The organism is Leifsonia sp. McL0627 (assembly GCF_058244615.1).
This window is the reverse complement of the sequence record NZ_JBZCGM010000003.1, coordinates 324,435-344,378: the sequence shown is the minus strand read 5'-3', so window position 1 is coordinate 344,378 and position 19,944 is coordinate 324,435. Positions and strand designations below refer to the sequence as shown.

Sequence of the window (19,944 nt, the reverse complement as noted above, 5' to 3'; positions counted from 1 at the left end):
CTATTTGCGCGTTTCTGTGTGTTGGCCTCCCGGCGCGCGGTCTCCGTGCGAAACAGGGAACAGTCACGACCCCTCCGCCGTTTAGTGTTGGGAACGACGAAAGGAACACGCATGGAGTACGACGTCGCCAAGAGCGAAGACGAGTGGCGCAAGGAACTCAGCCCCGAGCAGTACGCCGTGCTGCGCGAGGCCGGCACCGAGCGTCCGTGGACGGGCGAGCTGCTGGACGAGAGCCGCGCCGGCCTCTACACGTGTGCCGCCTGCGGAGCCGAGCTCTTCAAGTCCGGCACCAAGTTCGACTCCGGATGCGGCTGGCCGAGCTTCTACGAGTCCGTGCGGCCCGACGCCGTGCAGCTGCTCGAAGACGACAGCCTCGGAATGGTGCGCACCGAAGTCCGCTGCGCGAACTGCGGCTCCCACCTCGGCCACGTCTTCGACGACGGCTTCGGCACCCCGACGGGCGACCGGTACTGCATGAACTCCCTCTCGCTCAACTTCACCGAGGTTGACGTCACAGCGGGCGACGTCACAGCGGACGACCAGGCGTGACGAAGGTCTCCGACGCCGTCGCCTCCCGTCGCTCGTACTCGCGGGTGACGGAGGCGGCGCCGACGCACGACGAGCTGCTTCCGCTGATCGCGGCCGCCGGACGGGTGGCCGATCACAGCTCCCTGCATCCGTGGCGCGTCATCGAGCTGCGTGGGGCGGCCCGATCACGGCTGGGCGAGGCGTTCGCGAAGGACGCCCACCTGTCCGGATCGGATGCCGAGAAGATCGCGGCCAAGCCGCTGCGCTCCTCCCTGCTGCTGGCGATCGTGGCCGTGCGCACCAAGAGCGAGAAGGTGCCCGGCTGGGAGCAGGACGCCGTCGCCTCCGGTGTGGCGCACATCCTGAGCCTGCTGTTGCACGACGCGGGCTGGGGCGTCATCTGGCGCACGGGCCACCAGACCAGGTCCAAGGCTGTGCACAAGATGCACAGTCTGAAGAAGAACAAGCGACTGCTCGGCTGGCTCTACGTCGGCGGCATCCCGGACGGTTCCAAGGAGAGCCACCGCAAGACGATCGATCCGGAGCGCTACCTCACGACGCTTTCGTAGCCTGCCCGCTGCGGGCGGCGCCACCCCACCGGATGCTCGCGACGGCCACAGCGACGAGCGCGAGCCCGGTGCCTGCGACCGTCGAGAACGCCACGGGATGTGCGGAGCTCGGCGCGAGCAGGTCGAGCAGCAGCGCGGTCAGGAGCTGCCCGGCGACGGTCGCCAGCCCGAGCACGAGCACACCGAGCACCCGGACGAGCAGGGCCGCGCCCGCGATGAAGACGCAGCCGATCGCTCCACCGACGTAAAGCCACGGCTCGGTGGGGAGCGACGTCGGCCAGCCGACGATCGACGAGTGGATGAGCATGAGGACGACGAGCACCGTCGTGCCGACGACGAAGTTGATGAAGGTCGCAGTCAGCGCGCTCTCCGCGACGACGCGGACCTGACCGTTCACGGCCTGCTGCCAGCCGATGCCGAGCCCGGCGATCAGCGGGAGGGCCATCATCCAGACCGGCACGCCGCTGCCGAACTGCGACGACACCGCCCACGTCACGGCCGCGAGCGCGAGGGCGGCGCCGACGACGCGGGCGGCGGTGAGCGGCCGCTTGCCGCCCGCGCCGACACCGATCATGTCGAGGACGAGCCCGCTGACGGTCTGTCCGGCCACGATCGAGACGGTGAACAGCGCGACGCCCAGCACCGCGGCGGTGAGTCCCTGCGACAGCACGAGGAACGCGCCCGCCGCGCCGCCGCAGACGTACCACCAGCGCAGTTCGCGGGCGCGGAGCGCCCGGAGGACGCGTCCGAGACCGCGGCGCCCTGCTGGGGCGACGGCGAGTGCGACGAGCAGGATGAGGAGTCCGGAGCCGAAGGAGATGACGGCGGCGGTGAAGCCGTCGCCGATCTGCGCGCCCAGCTCGCCGTTGATGCGGGACTGCAGCGCGACTCCCGCGCCGCACACGACGGCGAAGACGATGGCCAGCCACGCGGGGAACGCCCGCCGCTTCACCGTGGTGTCCGTGGTGTCCGGCGTGCCTGTGTTGTCCGTCTCCTCAGCGCTCACCGAACAAGCCTAGAGGGACGAGTGGTCCCGAATCGCCGTGCGTATGTTCGGCGCACGGCAATTCGGGACCACTCGTTGCTGGGACTGCGCGTGCGGGACGCGGGCTCAGGGGGCGGGGGCGTCGCCGTCGGCCGGGGTCGGGTGCGGCAGCCAGGGGATGTTCTCCTCCGGCGCCACCTCCTTCTCGATGGAGAGGTCGTAGTCGTCGTCGTCCGGCTTCTTGTCGTTCATGCGGACAGCGTACGCCCGGCCGGTCAGAGCCCGTAGCGGGCCAGCACGACCTTCTCGTAGGTGAAGGTGGTGACGAGCTGACGCGTGAGTTCCTCCCAGTCGCCACGCTGCACGTACGGCGCCCACATCGAGATGCCGAGCGCACTCACCGGGAGAGTGAAGAGCCGTCCGTACTGCGCATCGAGGTAGGAGCTCGCATAATCCGGCGACGAGAGGATGCGCGTCACCGCCGTCATACGGCCTGACCGCTCGGCGTCGGCGACCGAGGCAGCGAGTTCGGCAGGGTTCCCGTCGCGTCCGAGGGCACCGCGGAGGACGGAGGCGATCCAGCTCGCGTTCGTGTTCCCCGCTGCGGCGAAGGCCTCGTTGGAACTCCACAGGGCGGTGAGGAGCGTGCGCTCGGTCCCGCCTCCCGCCATCGCACCGAGCTGCTGAGCGAGCTCTGCGCCTGTCGGATTCCGGCCGAGAGCTGCCCTGTAGCTGCGATCGACCACGACCATGCGGTGTTCGGCGGACTCGACGAGCTGCTTGGCAACGGCATCCGGCCCACGGGTCGCATACTCGCGCGTGAACTGGTCGAGTTCTGCTGCCGTGGCGGTGCGCCCGAGCAGATCGCGGAAGAAGCCGGCGAGGGTGGCGGGGCCGAGCAGGTTCGGCGTACCCAGGATGCGGAGCCCGGCGGTGTCGCCCGCCCGCGGTTCTGTCGCGTCGTACGACGAGGCGTGCATGAGCTGCGCCCGGCCCTGGTGCTGCTGGTCGTAGTGGGCGAGGCCGAGCGTGTGGCCAAGTTCGTGCGCGACCACGTGCTTTCGTTGCTCCGGGGTGTACAGCAACACCCTCTGCGTGATCCAGGCGCGACCGGACACGGCGTGGTATTCGCTGCCGACATATTGCACGCCGGGGCTGGCGCAGCCGGCCGCCGTCGGGCACATGGTGTCGTCGACGATCACCAGGATCTCGCCGCGGGCGGCGACCAGCGACGCGGGGGCACCGGATGCGCGGACGACACCGGGCGCGAAGGTGAGCTTCGCGCCGTGTTGTGCGTTGACATCGTCGACCGCCCCCTGGACGGCTGCGCGGAGGCCCTCGATCCCGGGAGATTCGACGAGGCGCACGGTGTACGTTCCGAGGTTGCTGGTCAAGGCGCCGCCCGCGAACTCGAAGAACGCGTAGCCGTCGCCGGCCGCTCGCGCCCGTGACGCGATGGGCAGAAGTTCTTGCCCCGTGTCGACGTCGATCGCCACGACATCGGAGTCGTGGCCCGTCTCCGCCGCGACAGGCACGGCACTCCCGGCGAGGGAGAGCGCCGCGATCAGGGGGAGGCCGATGAACGCCGTCAGGCTTCTCGTCAAAGGGGTGCGATTTTGTGACATGTTTGATCTTTACATGCCGCATAATAGATGCGTGGGTGTTTCGCCGGAATCGGTCAGTCCGGCGACGCATCCAGGACGAGCGCGAGCGGCGACTCCATCGCGTCGGCGATGTCGCGCAGCAGCCCGGCGGCGACCCCGCCGTCGGTGACCCGGTGGTCGAAGACCAGCGAGAGCTGGGCGATGCGGCGGGGCACGACGACGCCGTCGACCACCCACGGTCGCTGGATCATGCGGCCGATGCCGAGGATCGCGACCTCCGGATGGTTGATGATCGCCGCACTGCCGTCCACGCCGAGGCTGCCGTAGTTGTTGATGGTGAACGTGGAGCCGCTGAGTTGCGCGGGTGCGAAGCGTCCCCTCCCGCGCATCCCTGGTCAGCCTGTCGAACGCGCCGTCGAGCTCGCGGATGGTGAGCAGGTCGGCGCGGCGGACCACGGGGACGACGAGCCCACGCGGCGAATCGACGGCGAAGCCGAGGTTGACGCCGTCGAACGTGTCGAGGCCGGCGCCGTCCGTGGTGACCCTTCCTGCCAGCTCCGGGCGCCGGGCGAGCGCCGCGAGCGTGAACCTGGCCACGAACGACAGCAGCGACGGGGTGCGGTCGCCGACGCGAAGACGGCGACGCAGATCCCAGAGCTCCGTCGCGTCGACGTCGACCCAGACGGTCGCCTCCGGGATCTCGGAGCGGCTGCGGGTCATGTTCGCGGCGACCGTGCGACGGAACAGCGAAAACGGGGTGGAGGCGCGGACGGTGAGCCCGGTGCGCTGGTCGGCGGCCGATGTGGTGGACGATTCAGCGGGCGAAGCGAATGGGGCGGCCTTCGATGCCGTGCCGGGCGCCGCGGATGGCGCGGTTGCTGTGGATGGCGCGGGTGCCGTGGCGAACGCCGCCTCCACATCGCGCCGAGTGACGACGCCGCCTTCACCCGTCGCGTGAACGGTGGCGAGGTCGATCCCGTGCGTGCGCGCCAGGGTGCGAACCACCGGTGAGATCACCGGCACCGGACCTGGTCGCGCCTGCGTCACCGTGGACGGGGCGGCCACAGCCGCACGCCGCACGCGACGGCGGCCCGAGTGGTGGAGTTCGGTCGTGCCGTAGCCGACGAGCACGTTCCCCGAGCCGGAGCTCGACGCATCCACTGTTGCGTCCACTGCCGCATCCACTGTTGCATCCACTGCTGCATCCACTGCCGCCTGCTCCCCCACTTCGATCAGCGGGGCGCCGACGGCGAGCGCTTCCCCCTCCTCGCCGTGCAGCACGGAGACGGTCCCGGCGAACGGCGACGGAACCTCCACGACCGACTTCGCCGTCTCCACCTCGGCGATGGGCTGGTCGACGACGATCGTGTCCCCGACAGCGACGAGCCAGCGCACCAGTTCAGCCTCGGTGAGACCCTCGCCGAGGTCGGGCAGCCGGAAGATCTGCTGGTTCATGCACGCCCCTCCGGAACGTCGTCCCACTGCAGGTCATCGACGGCGTCCAGGATGCGGTCGACGCCCGGCAGATAGAACCTCTCCAGTTTCGGGGGCGCGAACGGGGTGTCGAAACCGGTCACCCTGCGCACCGGCGCTTCGAGAACGTGGAAGCACCGCTCGGAGACACGCGCCGCGATCTCGCTGGCCATGCTGGCGAAGCCGGGAGCCTCGGCGACCACCACGGCGCGGCCGGTCGAGCGCACGGCGGCGCAGACGGTCTCGTCGTCGTACGGCACGAGGCTGCGCAGGTCGACGACCTGCAGGCTGCGGCCCTCCTCCTGGGCCGCCTCGGCCGCGGCGAGCGCGACGGGGACCGACGGACCGTAGGCGATGAGCGTGGCGTCCGTGCCCTCCCGCGCGATGCGCGCCTGTCCGAGCTGCGGGATCGGGGCGGACAGGTCGACCTCTCCGGTCGACCAGTACAACTTTTTCGGTTCGAGGAAGACGACCGGATCCGGCGACGCGATGGAGGCACGGAGCAGCCCGTACGCATCCTGAGGGCTGGACGGCGACACCACCGTGAGCCCCGGCGTGTGCGCGTAGTACGACTCCGACGAGTCGGAGTGGTGCTCGACACCGCCGATACCGCCCGCATACGGGATGCGGATGACCATCGGCAGGCGCACGGCCCCCTTGGTGCGGTTGCCCATCTTGGCCACGTGGTCGACGATCTGCTCGAACGCGGGATACGCGAACGCGTCGAATTGCATCTCGACCACGGGGCGCATCCCGTTCATGGCCATGCCGACGGCCGTTCCGACGATGCCGGCTTCCGCGAGCGGGGTGTCGAAGCAGCGGGACTCGCCGAACCGGGCAGCAAGCCCGTCGGTGATCCGGAAGACGCCGCCGAGCACGCCGACATCCTCGCCGAAGACGAGGACGGACGTGTCGGCGTCGAGGGCGTCGGCGAGCGCGCGGTTGATGGCCTGCGCCATGGTCATGGTCTGCACCGTGGATGCGGGGGTCGCGCCCGCGGCCGCGTCACTGGTGGGAGCGTCGTGCATGAGCGTCATCGGGTCGCCTCCTGGCTCTGGGCCTGCTGCTGGCGCCGCTGCTCGTCGGCGAGCTGCGCCGCCTGCTCCCGCAGCTGCGGGGTGGGGGTGTCGTAGACGTAGGCGAAAAGGTCCTCCGGGTGCGGCTCCGCCTCGGCGTTGATCGCGGACCGCAGGTCGCTGGCGACACGCTCCGCGTGCGCCTGGAGCTCGACCTCGTCGCCGTCGCTCAGCGCATCCATCGCCCGCAGCCAGGCGCGCACCCGAAGGAGCGGGTCGCGGTCGAGCCATGGCGCGACCTCGGCGTCGCTGCGGTAACGGGTGGCATCGTCGGCGTTGGTGTGCGACTGGATCCGGTAGGTGAGGGCCTCCACGAGCGTCGGACCTCCCCCGTCACGCGCCTCGTCGACCGCTTCGCCGAGGACGGCGAGCAGGGCGGCGAGGTCGTTGCCGTCGACCTGGCGGCCGCGCATCCCGTAGCCGATGCCCTTGTGGGCGATGCTCGGCGCAGCGGTCTGCCTGCTGAGCGGGACGGAGATGGCGTAGCCGTTGTTCTGTACAAGGAAGACGACCGGCAGGTGGAAGACAGCGGCGAAGTTCATCGCCTCGTGGAAGTCGCCCTCGCTGGTGGCGCCGTCTCCGCAGATCGCGAGGACGACCGTGTCCTCCCCGCGCATCCTGGCGGCGTGGGCGAACCCGACGGCGTGCAGGAGCTGGGTGGCGAGTGGGGTCGCCGCCGGGGCGACGTTGTGCTCGTGCGGGTCGTAGCCGGAGTGCCAGTCTCCGCGCAGCAGCAGGAACGCGTCGAACGGGTCGACACCGCGGGTGATGACGGAGACCGTGTCGCGGTAGGTGGGAAACAGCCAGTCGCGGTCGGCGAGGACCATCGCGGCTGCCACCTCGCAGGCCTCCTGGCCGTGCGACGACGGGTACACGGCGAGCCGGCCCTGACGCACGAGGGCGTTGGCCTGGTCGTTGATGCGCCGGCCGAGCACGAGCTTGCGGTAGCCGTCGAGCATGCGCTCGACGGACGGGGTGGGGTACTGGTCGTCCTCGTGGGACGAACCATCCTGTTCGATCAGCCGCACCGGGGTGGCGCGCGGCAGCAGGTCGTCGGCGTGCATCCGTTCTCCTTTGAAAGACGTCGCTGTCATTCAGGATGACTCCACTGGATCGGCTGCGCCAGACGTCCGGGGTTTTCGAGACGAACGGGTGCGGATCGTGCACGTGCGTGTCAAACTGTCTGACAGACATGGACGACATCGACTCCCGCATCATCGACGCGCTGCGCGCCGACGGCCGCGCCTCCATCACGGCGGTCGCCGAGGCGGCGCACGTCTCCCGCGCGAACGCGTACACCCGGCTCTCCCGGCTGATGGAGGATGGCGTGATCACCGGTTTCACCGCGAAGGTCGACCCGCGACTCTCCGGCCGGGCGTCGTCGGCGTATGTGACGATGCGGGTGGAGCAGGCGTCGTGGCACGAACTGCGCGACACGCTCCGCGCCATCCCGGAGGTGGAGCACTTCGCGCTGGTCGGCGGCGACTTCGACGTGATCCTGCTGGTGCGGGCGCGCGACAACGAAGACCTGCGCCGCGTCGTCCTGGAGGAGCTGCCCGCGATCCCGTCGGTCCGCGACACGAAGACGTCTCTCGTCTTCGAGGACCACGACCAGCGCTGACGCCGGCGGCGCGTCCGCGCGCCGCCTCGTCGCCTCGTGCGAAAAGTGCGGTCGCGACGCACGGCACCGCATGTTTCGCACGAATCGAGCGCGCGGGGACAGGACGATTCGTGCGAAAAGTGCGGTCGCGACGTGTGTGACCGCACGTTTCGCACGAATCGTGCGCGGTGCGGACGGGCCGCGCGCGCTACGCGGGCTTGTCGATGATGAGGTTGGTGATGCGTGCCGTGCAGAGGCGGTTGCCGTCTTCGTCGGTGACGACGATCTCGTGGGAGGCGATGGTGCGGCCGAGCCGGATGGCCGTGGCCACGCCGGTGACCAGGCCGCTGCGGGCCGAACGGTGGTGCGTGGCGTTGATGTCCACGCCGACCGCCGAGCGCCCTGGGCCGGCGTGGATGACCGCCGCCCACGAGCCGAGCGCCTCGGCGAACGCGACCGACGCGCCGCCGTGCAGCAGCCCGAACGACTGACGGTTGCCTTCGACTGGCATCGTGGCGACCACGCGCTCCGCCGACTGCTCCAGGATGCGCACACCCATCTTCTCGTCCAGTTCGCCGAGGTGGATGGTCCAGTCGCCGTCGCTCATGCGGCACAGCATACCGGCGGAGTTGTGGTGAGCGGCTGCGTCTGAAAAGATTACTTCCTGAACGTTCGGTCGGTAATTCCGGCCGTCCGCGCTCGATGACGAACGACAAGCGCTCGATGACGAACGACAGACAGGGGCAGCACAATGACGGAGGCCTATCTGGTCGGCGGTGTCCGCACCGCGGTCGGACGCTACGGCGGTGTGCTCAGCAGTGTCCGTCCCGACGATCTCGCGGCGCTCGTCGTCGCCGAGGCCGTGCGCCGGGCGGGCATCGACCCCGCGAGCATCGACGAGGTCATCCTCGGCGCAGCCAACCAGGCCGGCGAGGACAACCGCAACGTGGCCCGCATGGCTTCCCTGCTCGCCGGGCTCCCGGATGCGGTGCCCGGCATCACCGTCAACCGCCTCTGCGCCTCCGGGCTGTCGGCCGTGACGATGGCGGCGCAGGCGATCCGTGCGGGCGACGCCGACATCATGGTCGCGGGCGGCGTGGAGTCGATGACGCGGGCGCCCTGGGTGCAGGGCAAGCCGGAGCGCGCCTTCGCGAAGCCTGGACAGCAGTTCGACACGTCCATCGGCTGGCGATTCACCAACCCGCGCTTCCTCGACCGGGACAAGGCCACATACACGATGCCGGAGACAGCGGAGGAGGTCGCGCGCGTCGACGGCATCAGCCGCGAGGACGCCGACGCCTTCGCCCTGCGCAGCCACCAGCGTGCTGCGGCGGCGACCGATGCCGGGCGCTTCTCCGACGAGATCCTGCCGGTCGAGGCCAAACAGGGCACGGCCGCAGCGACGGTCACCGCCGACGAGAGCATCCGGCGTGATACGACGATGGAGGCACTGGCCACCTTGAAGCCGGTCGTCTCCGGGGGCAGCGTGGTCACGGCGGGCAACTCGTCGCCGCTCAACGACGGCGCTTCTGCGATCGTGGTGGCGAGCGCCGACGCCGTGCGCCGCTACGGGCTGACGCCGCGGGCGAGGGTCGTGGTCGGCACGAGTGTCGGCGTCGCGCCGGAGATCATGGGCCTCGGCCCGGTCCCCGCCGTGACCAAAGCCCTGGAGCGCAGCGGGCTCGACATCGGGCAGCTCGGCAGCGTCGAGCTGAACGAGGCGTTCGCCAGCCAGGCGCTCGCGTGCATCCGGCGCCTCGGGCTGGACGACAGCCGCGTCAACGCCGACGGCGGCGCCATCGCGCTCGGCCACGCCCTCGGGTCGAGTGGGGCCCGCCTGCTGGTGACCCTGCTCGGCCGGATGGAGCGCGAGCGTTCGCAGTACGGTCTCGCCACGATGTGCGTCGGCGTCGGCCAGGGCGCCGCGATGATCGTGGAAGCCGTATGAAGGACAGCCGTATGGACAGCCGTATGGACAGCCGTATGAAGAACAGCAGCAGGAGCGGAGCCGGGATGAACGGGATGCGCACACTCCTCGTCGAGGAGGGCGACGATCGCGTCGTGGTCCGGCTGAACCGGCCGGAGACCAGGAACGCGATCGACCAGCGGATGGTGGACGACCTGCACGAGGTGTGCGCCGCGCTCGAGGCCGAGCCGCGCATCCTGATCGTGGCGGGCGGCGACGGCGTGTTCGCGTCCGGCGCGGACATCGCCGAGCTGCGTGAGCGCACGGCGGCGGACGCCCGCCTCCTGATCAACGCCACCGTGTTCAGCCGGATCGCCGCCCTGCCCATGCCCGTGATCGCCGCGCTCGACGGCTACGCCCTCGGCGGGGGCGCCGAGCTGGCGTACGCGGCCGACTTCCGCCTCGGCACGCCGCGGCTGCGCATCGGCAACCCGGAGACCGGGCTCGGCATCATCGCGGCGGCGGGCGCCCTCTGGCGGCTGGCCGAGCTGGTCGGCGAACCGCTGGCCAAGGAGATCGTGCTGGCCGGGCGGGTCCTGACCGGCGAGGAGGCGCTGGCCGTGCGGCTGATCACCGAGTTGCACGAACCGGAGGCGCTGCTCCCGGCCGCGCACGCGCTCGCCGACCGCATCGCGACCAACGACCGGCTCGCCACGCGGTACACCAAGACGGTGTTCCACGCGCCGCGCACCGCGCATCCCGCTGCAGAGGCGGACGCGCAGGCCGTGCTGTTCGAGTCGCCGGAGAAGCACAGACGGATGACGGAGTTCCTGGAGAGGCGGAAGCAATGACGAGGGTTCCCGACAGTGTCGGCGTGCTCGGCGGCGGACGGATGGGCGCCGGGATCGCGCACGCGTTCCTGCTCGCCGGGGCTGCCGTGACGGTGGTCGAGCGCGACGCAGAGGCGGCGGACGCTGCCCGGTCGCGCATCCGGAGTGCCCTGGACGCGTCGGTGCAGCGCGGCGCGACCGAGCGGAGCGCCGACGACCTGGAGGCGCGGCTCACGACCGCGACGGGCGTCGACGGCTTCTCCGCCTGCGGATTGGTGGTGGAGGCCGTGCCGGAGGATCGCGCGCTCAAACGCGACGCGCTCCTGCGCGCGGAGGGCGCGATGGCCGACGACGCGGTGCTCGCGAGCAACACGTCGTCCATCTCCATCGACGAGCTGGCCGCCGACCTCCGCTCCCCCGGCCGCTTCCTCGGGATGCACTTCTTCAACCCGGTGCCGGCGTCGGCGCTGGTCGAGGTGGTCACCGGTGCCTCCACCCGTCCCGAGGTCGTCGCCTCCGCGCAGGGCTGGGTCCAAGCGATCGGCAAGACCCCGATCACCGTCTCCGACGCCCCCGGCTTCGCCTCGTCGCGGCTCGGCGTCGCACTCGGCCTCGAAGCCATCCGGATGCTCGAAGAGGGCGTCGCGAGCGCCGACGACATCGACGCGGCGATGGTCCTCGGCTACAAGCACCCGGTCGGCCCGCTGCGGCTCACCGACATCGTCGGCCTGGATGTGCGGCTCGGCATCGCCGAGTACCTGCACGAACACCTCGGCCAGCGTTTCGAGCCGCCCGCGCTGCTGCGCACGATGGTCGCGGAGGGGCGGCTCGGCGGAAGTCCGGGCGCGGCTTCTACGACTGGCCGGATGCGCCCGGCGCCACCCCCACGACGTCGACCGTTTCCGACCACGCAACACCGGAGGTTCACCGATGAACACCATGACCAGCACGCCCACCAGCACCCTGACCGGCTTCGTGCCCAGCTATGTGAACGGCCGGTGGTGGACACCGGACGACGCCGACGCCTCCGGAGCCGGCACCGCCGCAGAGGTGCGCGACGCCTCCACCGGCGAGCTGGTCGCCCGCGTGAGCACGGCCGGGCTCGACCTCGGCGCGGCGCTCGACTACGCGCGCACCGTCGGCCAGGCGTCGCTCGGCGCGCTCACCTTCCACCAGCGCGCGGTGCTGCTCAAGCAGTTCGCACAGGCGCTCACCGCCCGCAAAGACGAGCTGTACGCGCTGTCGAGCATGGCGGGAGCGACGAAGACCGACTCCTGGATCGACATCGACGGCGGCATCGGCGTGCTGTTCACCTACTCGTCGAAGGGACGCCGCGAACTGCCGAACGGGCAGGTCTACCTCGACGGTCCGGTCGAGACGCTCTCGGCGGACGGCTCGTTCATCGCCCGCCACATCTACACGCGGCTGCCCGGCGTGGCCGTGCAGATCAACGCGTTCAACTTCCCCGTCTGGGGTGCGCTGGAGAAGTTCGCCCCCGCGTTCCTCGCCGGGGTGCCGACGCTCGTGAAGCCCGCGACGCCCACCGGGTTCGTCGCGGAGGCGATGGTGCGCATCCTGGACGAGACGGGGCTGCTGCCCACGGGCTCGCTGCAGCTGGTGTCCGGCGGCGTGCCCGACCTGTTCGAGCACCTGCGGCTGGGCGACATCGTGGCGTTCACCGGGTCGGCGTCCACCGCCGAGAAGCTGCGCGCGCACGATGCTGTGCAGACCGGCGGCGTGCGGTTCACCAGCGAGACAGACTCGATCAACGCGTCCGTGCTCGGCGCGGACGCGGTGGCGGGGACGCCAGAATTCGACGCGTACGTGAAGCAGCTGGTCACCGAGCTCACGGCGAAGTCCGGCCAGAAGTGCACAGCCATCCGGCGCGCCATCGTGCCGGACGCCCTGGTCGGCGAGGTGGTCGACGCGGTGCGGGACCGCATCCGGCAGCGGGTGGTCGTCGGCGACCCGCGCGCGGACGGCGTGACGATGGGTCCGCTCGCGTCGCTCGCTCAGCGCGACGAGGTGCTGCGCCAGGTCGGCCGGCTGATGGATGCGGGAGGCGAACTGGTCATCGGCGACCTCTCCGCCCCCGAGGTCGTGCGCGCCGACGGCAGCACCGGGGTGGAGGAGGACGGCGCGTACGTCGCACCGCTCGTACTCCGGTTCGACGACGCCGACGTGGAGGCGGTGCACACGGTCGAGGCGTTCGGCCCTGTCACGAGCATCCTGGGCTACGACACCACCCAGGATGCGGTGCGTCTGGTCGCGCGAGGCGGCGGCTCCCTGGTCACCAGCGTGGCGACCCACGATCCGGCGATCGCGCGGGAACTGGTCACCGGGATCGCCGCCTCCAACGGCCGCGTGCTGCTGCTCGATCGCGACGACGCGCGCACGTCCACCGGCCACGGTTCGCCGATGCCGCACCTCGTGCACGGCGGACCGGGCCGGGCGGGCGGCGGAGAGGAGCTCGGCGGCATCCGGGCCGTGCTGCACCACATGCAGCGCACGGCCGTGCAGGGGACGCCGGACCTGCTGACCGCCGTGACCGGCGTGTGGCACCAGGGCGCGACCGCCAACCCGGATGGGCTGCACCCGTTCCGCAAGTCGCTCGCGACGCTCGCCATCGGCGACCAGGTGCGCTCGGCCGCCCGCCGCGTCACCCTGGATGACATCGAGACGTTCGCCACCTTCACCGGCGACACCTTCTACGCCCACATGGACGAGGAGGCGGCGGCGGCGAACCCGTTCTTCCCCGGCCGCGTCGCCCACGGCTACCTGCTCGTCTCCTGGGCGGCAGGACTGTTCGTCGACCCGGCGCCTGGGCCCGTGCTCGCGAACTCCGGGCTGGAGAACCTGCGGTTCCTGACGCCGGTGGTTCCCGGTGACAGCATCCGGGTCACGCTGACGGCCAAGCAGATCACACCGCGGGAGACCGACGACTACGGCGAGGTGCGCTGGGATGCGGTGATCAGCAACCAGCACGACGAGACGGTGGCGACCTACGACGTGCTGACGCTGGTGGCGAAGGAGTAGAGAACCCCGCTACTTCACGCGGAGGCCGTCGAGGGCCACGGTGAGCACGTCGGCGGCGAGCTGCTCGGCGTCCTCCGGGCCGCCGGGCCGGTACCATTCGGCGATCGAGTTGATCATGCCGAAGAGCAGGCGCGAGACGATGCCGGGGTCGAGGTCGGCGCGCAGCGATCCCTCGTCGCGGGCCTCCACCACGAGCGACGCGACCGCGCGGTCGAAGGCGCGACGCCGGGAAAGCGCTGCGCGTTCCACCTCGGTGTTGCCGCGCACGCGAAGCAGCAGCGTCACATACGGCAGCTTGTCGACCAGGACGCGCACGGCGCCGCGCAGCACGTGGGCGAGCCGGTCGGCGGCGACGCCCTCGGTCGCGCCCTGCTCGGCAAGGACGCCCTCCAGGCTGTCGAGCGCTTCGCCGAGCGCCAGCTCCAGCAGCTCGTCCTTGGAGGAGACGTGGTGGTAAATGGCCGACTTCGACAGTCCGAGACGTTCGGCGAGCATCCCGATGGAGGTGGCGTCGTAGCCGTGCTCGTTGAAGGCCGCGACCGAGACCTCGAGGATTCCGCGCTGGTCGTAACCGGGGCGCCCCCGTCGGATCTCGGTCTCAGTCATAGTCCCCCAAGTCTGGCATGGGGCCCGCGCCGGTCAGCGCAGGTCTGTGCGCCTCAGCGCAAGTCGAAGTGCGTCAGCGCAGGTCGAACAGCCGCTGCTGCTTGCCGGCACTCGGCTCCAGGCGGCCCGGCTCCTCGCGGGCGACGTTCACGGTCACGCCGATCCGCTCCTTCACCCGGCGCACCAGCAGCGCGCACGCCTGGTCGGCCGCCTCCCCGGAGGCCCCCGGTCGCGTCTCGATGCGCACGGTCAGCACATCCAGGCTCGCCGGGCGGGTCAGTTCGAGCACGAAGTGCGGCGAGAGGTCGTCGATGCCGAGCACCAGTTCTTCGATCTGCGTCGGGAACAGGTTCACGCCGCGCAGGATGATCATGTCGTCGTCGCGGCCGGTGACCTTCTCGATCCGCCGCATCCCAGGCCTTGCGGTGCCGGGGAGCAGCCGGGTGAGGTCGCGGGTGCGGTAGCGCAGGACGGGGAAGCCCTCTTTGGTGAGGCTCGTGAAGACGAGTTCGCCCGGTGCGCCGTCCGGCAGCACCGCCCCGGACTCGGGGTCGACGACCTCCGGCAGGAAATGGTCCTCCCAGATGTGCGGGCCGTCCTTCGTCTCCAGGCATTCGCTGCCGACGCCCGGCCCCATCACCTCGCTGAGCCCGTAGATGTCGAGGGCGTCGATGCCGAGCCGCTCCTCCAGTTCCAGGCGCATGGCGTTGGTCCACGGCTCCGCGCCGAGCACGGCGGCGCGCAGGCTGGTCGAGCGCGGGTCGATGCCCGCCTCGACCATCGCGTCGGCGATCGTCAGCAGGTAGCTCGGGGTGCAGAGGATGACGTCCGGCTCGAAGTCCTGGATGAGCTGCACCTGCCTGGCGGTCTGGCCTCCCGACATCGGAATGACGGTCGCGCCCAGCTTCTCGATGCCGGAGTGAGCGCCGAGACCGCCCGTGAACAGGCCGTAGCCGTACGCGTTGTGCACGCGCATCCCTGGTCGCACGCCTGCCGCACGCAGCGACCGCGCGACCAGCGACGCCCAGCGGTCGAGGTCGCCCGTCGTGTACCCGACGACCGTCGGGCGGCCGGTGGTGCCCGACGACGCGTGGATGCGCGCGATCCGCTCCATCGGAACGGCGAACATCCCGAATGGATACGTCTGCCGCAGGTCGTCCTTGGTGGTGAACGGCAGCAGGGCGATGTCGTCGAGGCTCTGGATGTCGTCGGGGCGCACGCCCGCCGCATCGAGCTTGGCCGTGTAGAGCGGCACGTTCTCGTATGCATGGCGCACGGTCCACTGCAGGCGCGTCAGCTGCAAGGCGCGGAGCGCGTCGCGGTCGAGTCGTTCCTCGGGGTCGAGCTCGTCCGGAGCCGGCGGGCGGATGGCGTTCTTGGTCGGTGTCGTCGTCGACATCGGGACCTCCGTGTGTGGTGCTGAGTGGGATGAAGCGTGGGGATGAAGCGTGTGGTGGCGCGGTGCCGTGCGGTCAGGCGGTGCGCGTCGTGGTGTGACTGCGCCCGCGGAATTCCGCGACGGGTTCGCCGTCGTCGTCGGTCACGCTCACGTCGTAGAGGCCTGTGCGGCCGCTGCGGGCCCGCACGCGCGCCGTGGCGGTGAGGGTCTGTCCTGCCGTGGTCGGCTTGAGGAACACGATGTCGGCTCCGGAGGCGAGGGTCACCCGCTCATCTTCGTTGCAGGCGATGGCGAACGCCGTGTCGGCGAGCGCGAAGACGAAGCCGCCGTGGGTGACGTCGAAGCCGTTGAGCATGTCGTCGCGGATGAGCATTCTGACCCTGGCGCTGCCGGGCTCCGACTGTTCCACGACCATGCCCAATGCTGCGGATGCTCGGTCGCGGGCCATCATGGCCTCCGCGGGCGCCTGCGTCATTCCGACCTCCTCGTCGCTGTCCGCCGTGTTTGCCGGACCGTGTTCCAGACTATATACTAACCGAACGATCAGTTAGTAATTCGGAAGGGTCGACGATGACCATCACGGCAGAGCCGTTGCAGGCCAGCACACCGGAGGAAGCACGGTTCGCCGAACTCCTCGCCACCGACTCCCGCGTCGAACCGCGCGACTGGATGCCGGATGACTACCGCAAGAGCCTCATCCGGCAGATGTCGCAGCACGCGCACTCCGAGATCATCGGCATGCAGCCGGAGGCCAACTGGATCACCCGCGCACCGAGTCTCAAGCGCAAGGCCATCCTGATGGCCAAGGTGCAGGATGAGGCCGGTCACGGCCTCTACCTCTACTCCGCCACGCAGACGCTCGGCATCACCCGCGACGAGATGACCGAAGCGCTCATCGCCGGCAAGGCGCGCTACTCATCGATCTTCAACTACCCCACGGTGAGCTGGGCAGACATGGGCGCGATCGGCTGGCTGGTCGACGGCGCGGCGATCTGCAACCAGGTGCCGCTCTGCCGTGCGTCGTACGCGCCGTACGGTCGCGCGATGGTGCGCATCTGCAAAGAGGAGTCGTTCCACCAGCGTCAGGGCTTCGAGATCCTGCTCACGCTGATGCGCGGCACCGCCGGGCAGCGCGAGATGGCCCAGGATGCGGTGAACCGCTGGTACTGGCCGTCGCTGATGATGTTCGGGCCTCCGGACGACGACTCCCCCAACTCCGCCCGCTCGATGGCGTGGAAGATCAAGCGGTTCTCCAACGACGAGCTGCGCCAGCGCTTCGTCGGGATGCTCGTGCCGCAGGCCGAAGTGCTCGGCGTCACCCTGCCGGATCCCGACCTGCGCTGGAACGAGGAGCGCCAGGCCTACGACCTCGGCGAGATCGACTGGACCGAGTTCCACGAGGTGCTCGCCGGCCGCGGACCGGCCAACGCGCAGCGGATGGCGCGCCGCCGCGAGGCGCACGAGGACGGCCGCTGGGTGCGGGAGGCCGCCGCGGCGTACGCGGCGAAGAAGGCGGTGGCCTGATGGGCGCCCCCGGCACCCCGGACGCCGCGCACCCCGAGGTCTGGCCGCTCTGGGAGGTGTTCGTGCGGTCGAGCCGTGGGCTCAGCCACGTGCACGTCGGCTCCCTGCACGCCCCGGACGAGACGATGGCCGTCCGCAACGCCCGCGACCTCTACACCCGCCGCAGCGAAGGCGTCTCGATCTGGGTGGTCCCGTCCGACGCGATCACCGCCAGCGACCCGGATGCGAAGGGCGCGTTCTTCGAGTCGCCCGCCGGGAAGAACTACCGGCACGCCACCTACTACACCGAGAGCGAAGGGGTGAAGCACCTGTGACCGAGCAGACCGCCCCGGCCAGCCCAGCCCCTGCCGCCCCAGACGAGTACGAGCACGGTCACGTCGAGGTCTCCGCCGTCAGCCTCGACAGCGAGTTCATCGCCGGAGACGAGGTGGCGAGCGCCGATGCCGCCGAATACGCCCTGTGGCTCGGCGACGACGCCCTCGTGCTCGCCCAGCGCCTCGGCTCCTGGATCTCCCGCGCCCCGGAGCTGGAGGAGGACGTCGCACTCGGCAACATCGCGCTCGACCTGCTCGGACACGCCCGCTCCCTGCTGCGATACGCGGGGACCGCATCCGGTCGGTCGGAAGACGATCTGGCCTACTGGCGCGACGAGCACGAGTTCCGCTCCGCGCACCTGATGGAGCAGCCGAACGGCGACTTCGCGCACACCATCGTGCGGCAGTTCGCCGTCTCGCACTACCTGTTCGAACTGTATGAGCGGCTGCGCGCCTCCGCCGACCAGACCCTCGCGGCCGTCGCCGCCAAGGCCGTCAAAGAGGTCGACTACCACCGCGACCACGCCGACCAGTGGATGCTCCGCCTCGCGCTCGGCACGGACGAATCGCGCCGTCGCCTGACCGTCGCGCTCTTCGACCTGTGGCCGTACGTGGACGAACTGTTCACCGACGACGACCTGCACGACCGGCTGGAGGACGTCGCGCCCCGGCCGACGTCGCTGCGCCCTGCGTTCGACGCGAGCATCCGTCCGGTGCTCGACGAGACCGGACTGGAGCTGCCGGCCGTGTTCACCGCCTCGGGTGGCGGCAGGCACGGACGGCATTCGGAGCACCTCGGCCCGATGCTGGCCGAGATGCAGGTGCTCGCCAGGCAGTTCCCCGGAGCCACCTGGTGAGCGGCCACTTCGCCGAGGCGGACCAGGCCTGGAACGTCGCCGCCGCGGTCGTGGACCCCGAGGTGCCTGTGCTCACCATCGACGACCTGGGCGTGCTGCGCGAGGTGACCGTCACCGACCACGGCGTGAACGTCGTCGTCACGCCGACCTACAGCGGCTGCCCGGCGATGGAGACGATCCGCGCCGACCTGGTGCAGGCGCTCACCGCGGCGGGCTTCGCGCACGTCACCGTCCGGCTCGCGCTCTCCCCCGCCTGGACCACCGACTGGATCAGCGAGAAGGGCAAGGCGGCGCTGACCGAGTTCGGGATCGCGCCGCCCACCGGCACGGCCGCCGTCGCGACCGGCCGTGTGCGCATCCAGATGGCCGTGAAGTGCCCGCACTGCCAGTCGCTCGACACCCGCGAGGTGTCGCACTTCGGCTCGACGTCGTGCAAAGCGCTCTACGAGTGCGCTGCGTGCGGGGAGCCGTTCGACTACTTCAAGGTGCTGTGATGGCGCGCGCCCGATTCCACACGCTCTCGGTCGCGGACGTGCGGCCGCTCACCGCGGCAAGCGTCGAGGTGACCTTCGCGGTGCCGGACACGCTCCGCGGAGAGTACGACTACCAGCCCGGGCAGCACGTCGCCCTGCGCGCGACGGTGGCGGGGCACGAGCTGCGGCGCAGCTACTCGATCTGCCGTCCTCCACAGCGTCCTACCGAAGGCCGGGCGGGCAGCATCAGCGTCGCGATCAAGCGCGACCTCGGCGGCGCCTTCTCCACCTGGGCGACCAGCGAGCTGAAGCCGGGCGACAGGATCGACGTGATGAGCCCGCAAGGCACGTTCACCACCGATCTGGGGGCGCTGGACGGCAAGCACATCGTGGGGGTCGCCGCCGGGTCGGGGATCACGCCGCTGATGTCGCTCGCCCACAGCATCCTCTCGGCGTCGGACACCTCGCAGTTCACGCTCGTGTACACGAACAGGACGGCGATCGACGTCATGTTCCTGGAAGAGCTCGCCGACCTCAAAGACCGCTACCCGTCGCGGCTCGCGCTGCACCACGTGCTCTCCCGCGAGCAGCGCTCGGCCCCCTTGCTCTCCGGGCGGATCGACGAGGAACGTTTCCGGACGATCCTGGACGTGCTCGTCCCACCGTCGACGGTCGACGAGTGGTTCCTCTGCGGGCCGTTCGAGCTGGTGCAGCTGTGCAAAGACGTGCTCGAATCGGTCGGCGTCGACCGGTCGCACATCCGGTTCGAGCTGTTCACCACGGGTGAGCCGACGCAGGTCACCGGCGACGCCGGGCGTCCGGTCGTCGCGCGCGAGGGCGACAAGACGGTCCAGATCGAGTTCACACTCGACGGGCAGACCTCCACGGTCGACACCCCGGTGGATGCGAACGAGTCCGTCCTGAACGCCGCCCTCCGGGTGCGGCCGGACGTGCCGTTCGCCTGCGCGGGCGGCGTCTGCGGCACCTGCCGGGCACGGCTCGTCACGGGCGACGTGCGGATGACGGAGAACTACGCCCTCGAACCGGAGGAGCTGGCGCGGGGATACGTGCTCACCTGCCAATCGCATCCACTGACCGACCGGGTCGTGGTGGACTACGACGTGTGACCGGACGGACAGCGATGACCGGATCGACCGCCACGAC

General features: G+C 70.4%; 21 protein-coding genes and 1 pseudogene. 12 read left to right on the top strand and 10 right to left on the bottom strand.

The genetic code is table 11. The features are described from left to right. Positions 1-111 precede the first annotated feature (111 nt). Together msrB and AC37TH_RS09860 are read left to right on the top strand one after the other, a co-directional pair. The gene (gene msrB, locus AC37TH_RS09865) at positions 112-549 is read left to right on the top strand and encodes a peptide-methionine (R)-S-oxide reductase MsrB (RefSeq protein WP_490764181.1); all 438 of its coding nucleotides are present in this window, start codon (positions 112-114) and stop codon (positions 547-549) included. Continuing rightward, a complete protein-coding gene (locus tag AC37TH_RS09860) occupies positions 546-1,097 on the top strand; it encodes a nitroreductase family protein (protein ID WP_490764180.1) in 552 nt (183 codons plus the stop codon). The genes msrB and AC37TH_RS09860 overlap by 4 nt, the downstream gene beginning before the upstream one ends. Here AC37TH_RS09860 and AC37TH_RS09855 read toward each other — a convergent pair. From AC37TH_RS09855 to pdhA, 6 genes are all read right to left on the bottom strand, one after another. Continuing rightward, the gene (locus AC37TH_RS09855) at positions 1,081-2,103 is read right to left on the bottom strand and encodes a DMT family transporter (RefSeq protein WP_490764179.1); all 1,023 of its coding nucleotides are present in this window, start codon (positions 2,101-2,103) and stop codon (positions 1,081-1,083) included. The two genes, AC37TH_RS09860 and AC37TH_RS09855, sit on opposite strands and share 17 nt — an antisense overlap. Positions 2,104-2,208: 105 nt before the next feature. Beyond that, positions 2,209-2,334 (bottom strand): hypothetical protein, encoded by a 126-nt coding sequence (locus tag AC37TH_RS09850; RefSeq protein ID WP_490764178.1) that lies wholly within the window; start codon positions 2,332-2,334, stop codon positions 2,209-2,211. A gap of 23 nt (positions 2,335-2,357) precedes the next feature. Then, positions 2,358-3,686 carry a M57 family metalloprotease gene (locus tag AC37TH_RS09845; RefSeq protein ID WP_490764177.1) on the bottom strand — a complete coding sequence of 443 codons (1,329 nt, stop codon included), beginning with the start codon at positions 3,684-3,686 and terminating at the stop codon, positions 2,358-2,360. Positions 3,687-3,716: 30 nt separating this feature from the next. Further along, on the bottom strand, positions 3,717-5,141 hold the full coding sequence (locus AC37TH_RS09840; protein ID WP_490764176.1) for a dihydrolipoamide acetyltransferase family protein: 1,425 nt from the start codon (positions 5,139-5,141) through the stop codon (positions 3,717-3,719). Beyond that, on the bottom strand, positions 5,138-6,196 hold the full coding sequence (locus tag AC37TH_RS09835; protein WP_490764175.1) for an alpha-ketoacid dehydrogenase subunit beta: 1,059 nt from the start codon (positions 6,194-6,196) through the stop codon (positions 5,138-5,140). Before AC37TH_RS09835 ends, AC37TH_RS09840 begins: the two co-directional genes overlap by 4 nt. Next, positions 6,193-7,299: a pyruvate dehydrogenase (acetyl-transferring) E1 component subunit alpha gene (gene pdhA / locus AC37TH_RS09830; protein WP_490764174.1), complete on the bottom strand. Its 1,107-nt coding sequence runs from the start codon at positions 7,297-7,299 to the stop codon at positions 6,193-6,195. The genes AC37TH_RS09835 and pdhA overlap by 4 nt, the downstream gene beginning before the upstream one ends. A 128-nt stretch (positions 7,300-7,427) precedes the next feature. Here pdhA and AC37TH_RS09825 point away from each other — a divergent pair, with 128 nt between their 5' ends. Next, positions 7,428-7,856: an Lrp/AsnC family transcriptional regulator gene (locus AC37TH_RS09825; RefSeq protein ID WP_490764173.1), complete on the top strand. Its 429-nt coding sequence runs from the start codon at positions 7,428-7,430 to the stop codon at positions 7,854-7,856. A gap of 187 nt (positions 7,857-8,043) precedes the next feature. On the opposite strand, the gene AC37TH_RS09820 is transcribed toward AC37TH_RS09825, so the two are convergent. After that, on the bottom strand, positions 8,044-8,442 hold the full coding sequence (locus tag AC37TH_RS09820; protein ID WP_490764172.1) for a PaaI family thioesterase: 399 nt from the start codon (positions 8,440-8,442) through the stop codon (positions 8,044-8,046). Between the two features lie 144 nt (positions 8,443-8,586). Between AC37TH_RS09820 and AC37TH_RS09815 the strand changes: the two genes are divergently transcribed. From AC37TH_RS09815 to paaZ, 4 genes and pseudogenes are all read left to right on the top strand, one after another. Then, positions 8,587-9,783 (top strand): thiolase family protein, encoded by a 1,197-nt coding sequence (locus tag AC37TH_RS09815; protein WP_490764171.1) that lies wholly within the window; start codon positions 8,587-8,589, stop codon positions 9,781-9,783. Between the two features lie 35 nt (positions 9,784-9,818). Further along, positions 9,819-10,592 (top strand): enoyl-CoA hydratase/isomerase family protein, encoded by a 774-nt coding sequence (locus AC37TH_RS09810; protein ID WP_490764170.1) that lies wholly within the window; start codon positions 9,819-9,821, stop codon positions 10,590-10,592. After that, positions 10,589-11,505 (top strand): annotated as a pseudogene (locus AC37TH_RS09805) (3-hydroxyacyl-CoA dehydrogenase family protein). Before AC37TH_RS09810 ends, AC37TH_RS09805 begins: the two are co-directional and overlap by 4 nt. Next, entirely contained in the window at positions 11,502-13,607 is a 2,106-nt protein-coding gene (gene paaZ, locus AC37TH_RS09800) for a phenylacetic acid degradation bifunctional protein PaaZ (protein WP_490764169.1), read from the top strand. The pseudogene AC37TH_RS09805 and the gene paaZ overlap by 4 nt, the downstream one beginning before the upstream one ends. Before the next feature lie 9 nt (positions 13,608-13,616). On the opposite strand, the gene AC37TH_RS09795 is transcribed toward paaZ, so the two are convergent. The 3 genes from AC37TH_RS09795 to paaI all read right to left on the bottom strand — a co-directional run bounded on the left by AC37TH_RS09795 (position 13,617) and on the right by paaI (position 16,087). After that, positions 13,617-14,213, bottom strand: a complete 597-nt coding sequence (locus tag AC37TH_RS09795; protein WP_490764168.1) for a TetR/AcrR family transcriptional regulator — start codon at positions 14,211-14,213, stop codon at positions 13,617-13,619. Between the two features lie 73 nt (positions 14,214-14,286). After that, positions 14,287-15,612, bottom strand: coding sequence for a phenylacetate--CoA ligase PaaK (gene paaK, locus AC37TH_RS09790; RefSeq protein WP_490764167.1), 1,326 nt, complete (start codon positions 15,610-15,612; stop codon positions 14,287-14,289). A gap of 73 nt (positions 15,613-15,685) precedes the next feature. After that, positions 15,686-16,087: a hydroxyphenylacetyl-CoA thioesterase PaaI gene (paaI, locus tag AC37TH_RS09785; protein ID WP_490764166.1), complete on the bottom strand. Its 402-nt coding sequence runs from the start codon at positions 16,085-16,087 to the stop codon at positions 15,686-15,688. A gap of 95 nt (positions 16,088-16,182) precedes the next feature. On the opposite strand from paaI, the gene paaA reads away from it, so the two are divergent. From paaA to paaE, 5 genes are read left to right on the top strand one after another with little or no spacing between them, the layout of a single operon-like run. Continuing rightward, positions 16,183-17,136, top strand: coding sequence for a 1,2-phenylacetyl-CoA epoxidase subunit PaaA (gene paaA, locus AC37TH_RS09780; protein ID WP_490764165.1), 954 nt, complete (start codon positions 16,183-16,185; stop codon positions 17,134-17,136). After that, entirely contained in the window at positions 17,136-17,450 is a 315-nt protein-coding gene (gene paaB / locus AC37TH_RS09775) for a 1,2-phenylacetyl-CoA epoxidase subunit PaaB (protein ID WP_490764164.1), read from the top strand. Before paaA ends, paaB begins: the two co-directional genes overlap by 1 nt. After that, positions 17,447-18,307 (top strand): 1,2-phenylacetyl-CoA epoxidase subunit PaaC, encoded by an 861-nt coding sequence (paaC, locus tag AC37TH_RS09770; protein WP_490764163.1) that lies wholly within the window; start codon positions 17,447-17,449, stop codon positions 18,305-18,307. The genes paaB and paaC overlap by 4 nt, the downstream gene beginning before the upstream one ends. After that, positions 18,304-18,801 carry a 1,2-phenylacetyl-CoA epoxidase subunit PaaD gene (paaD, locus tag AC37TH_RS09765; RefSeq protein ID WP_490764162.1) on the top strand — a complete coding sequence of 166 codons (498 nt, stop codon included), beginning with the start codon at positions 18,304-18,306 and terminating at the stop codon, positions 18,799-18,801. The genes paaC and paaD overlap by 4 nt, the downstream gene beginning before the upstream one ends. Beyond that, a complete protein-coding gene (gene paaE / locus AC37TH_RS09760; RefSeq protein WP_490764161.1) occupies positions 18,801-19,907 on the top strand; it encodes a 1,2-phenylacetyl-CoA epoxidase subunit PaaE in 1,107 nt (368 codons plus the stop codon). Before paaD ends, paaE begins: the two co-directional genes overlap by 1 nt. The last annotated feature ends 37 nt before the right edge of the window (positions 19,908-19,944 follow it).

Coding starts and splice junctions, on each gene's coding strand:
- paaK (WP_490764167.1), bottom strand. CDS start 15,612: ATGTCGACGACGACACCGACCAAGAACGCCATCCGCCCGCCGGCTCCG.
- paaB (WP_490764164.1), top strand. CDS start 17,136: ATGGGCGCCCCCGGCACCCCGGACGCCGCGCACCCCGAGGTCTGGCCG.
- AC37TH_RS09850 (WP_490764178.1), bottom strand. CDS start 2,334: ATGAACGACAAGAAGCCGGACGACGACGACTACGACCTCTCCATCGAG.
- AC37TH_RS09840 (WP_490764176.1), bottom strand. CDS start 5,141: ATGAACCAGCAGATCTTCCGGCTGCCCGACCTCGGCGAGGGTCTCACC.
- pdhA (WP_490764174.1), bottom strand. CDS start 7,299: ATGCACGCCGACGACCTGCTGCCGCGCGCCACCCCGGTGCGGCTGATC.
- paaA (WP_490764165.1), top strand. CDS start 16,183: ATGACCATCACGGCAGAGCCGTTGCAGGCCAGCACACCGGAGGAAGCA.
- AC37TH_RS09820 (WP_490764172.1), bottom strand. CDS start 8,442: ATGAGCGACGGCGACTGGACCATCCACCTCGGCGAACTGGACGAGAAG.
- msrB (WP_490764181.1), top strand. CDS start 112: ATGGAGTACGACGTCGCCAAGAGCGAAGACGAGTGGCGCAAGGAACTC.
- AC37TH_RS09810 (WP_490764170.1), top strand. CDS start 9,819: ATGAAGAACAGCAGCAGGAGCGGAGCCGGGATGAACGGGATGCGCACA.
- AC37TH_RS09825 (WP_490764173.1), top strand. CDS start 7,428: ATGGACGACATCGACTCCCGCATCATCGACGCGCTGCGCGCCGACGGC.
- paaZ (WP_490764169.1), top strand. CDS start 11,502: ATGAACACCATGACCAGCACGCCCACCAGCACCCTGACCGGCTTCGTG.
- AC37TH_RS09835 (WP_490764175.1), bottom strand. CDS start 6,196: ATGACGCTCATGCACGACGCTCCCACCAGTGACGCGGCCGCGGGCGCG.
- paaI (WP_490764166.1), bottom strand. CDS start 16,087: ATGACGCAGGCGCCCGCGGAGGCCATGATGGCCCGCGACCGAGCATCC.
- AC37TH_RS09795 (WP_490764168.1), bottom strand. CDS start 14,213: ATGACTGAGACCGAGATCCGACGGGGGCGCCCCGGTTACGACCAGCGC.
- AC37TH_RS09815 (WP_490764171.1), top strand. CDS start 8,587: ATGACGGAGGCCTATCTGGTCGGCGGTGTCCGCACCGCGGTCGGACGC.
- paaE (WP_490764161.1), top strand. CDS start 18,801: ATGGCGCGCGCCCGATTCCACACGCTCTCGGTCGCGGACGTGCGGCCG.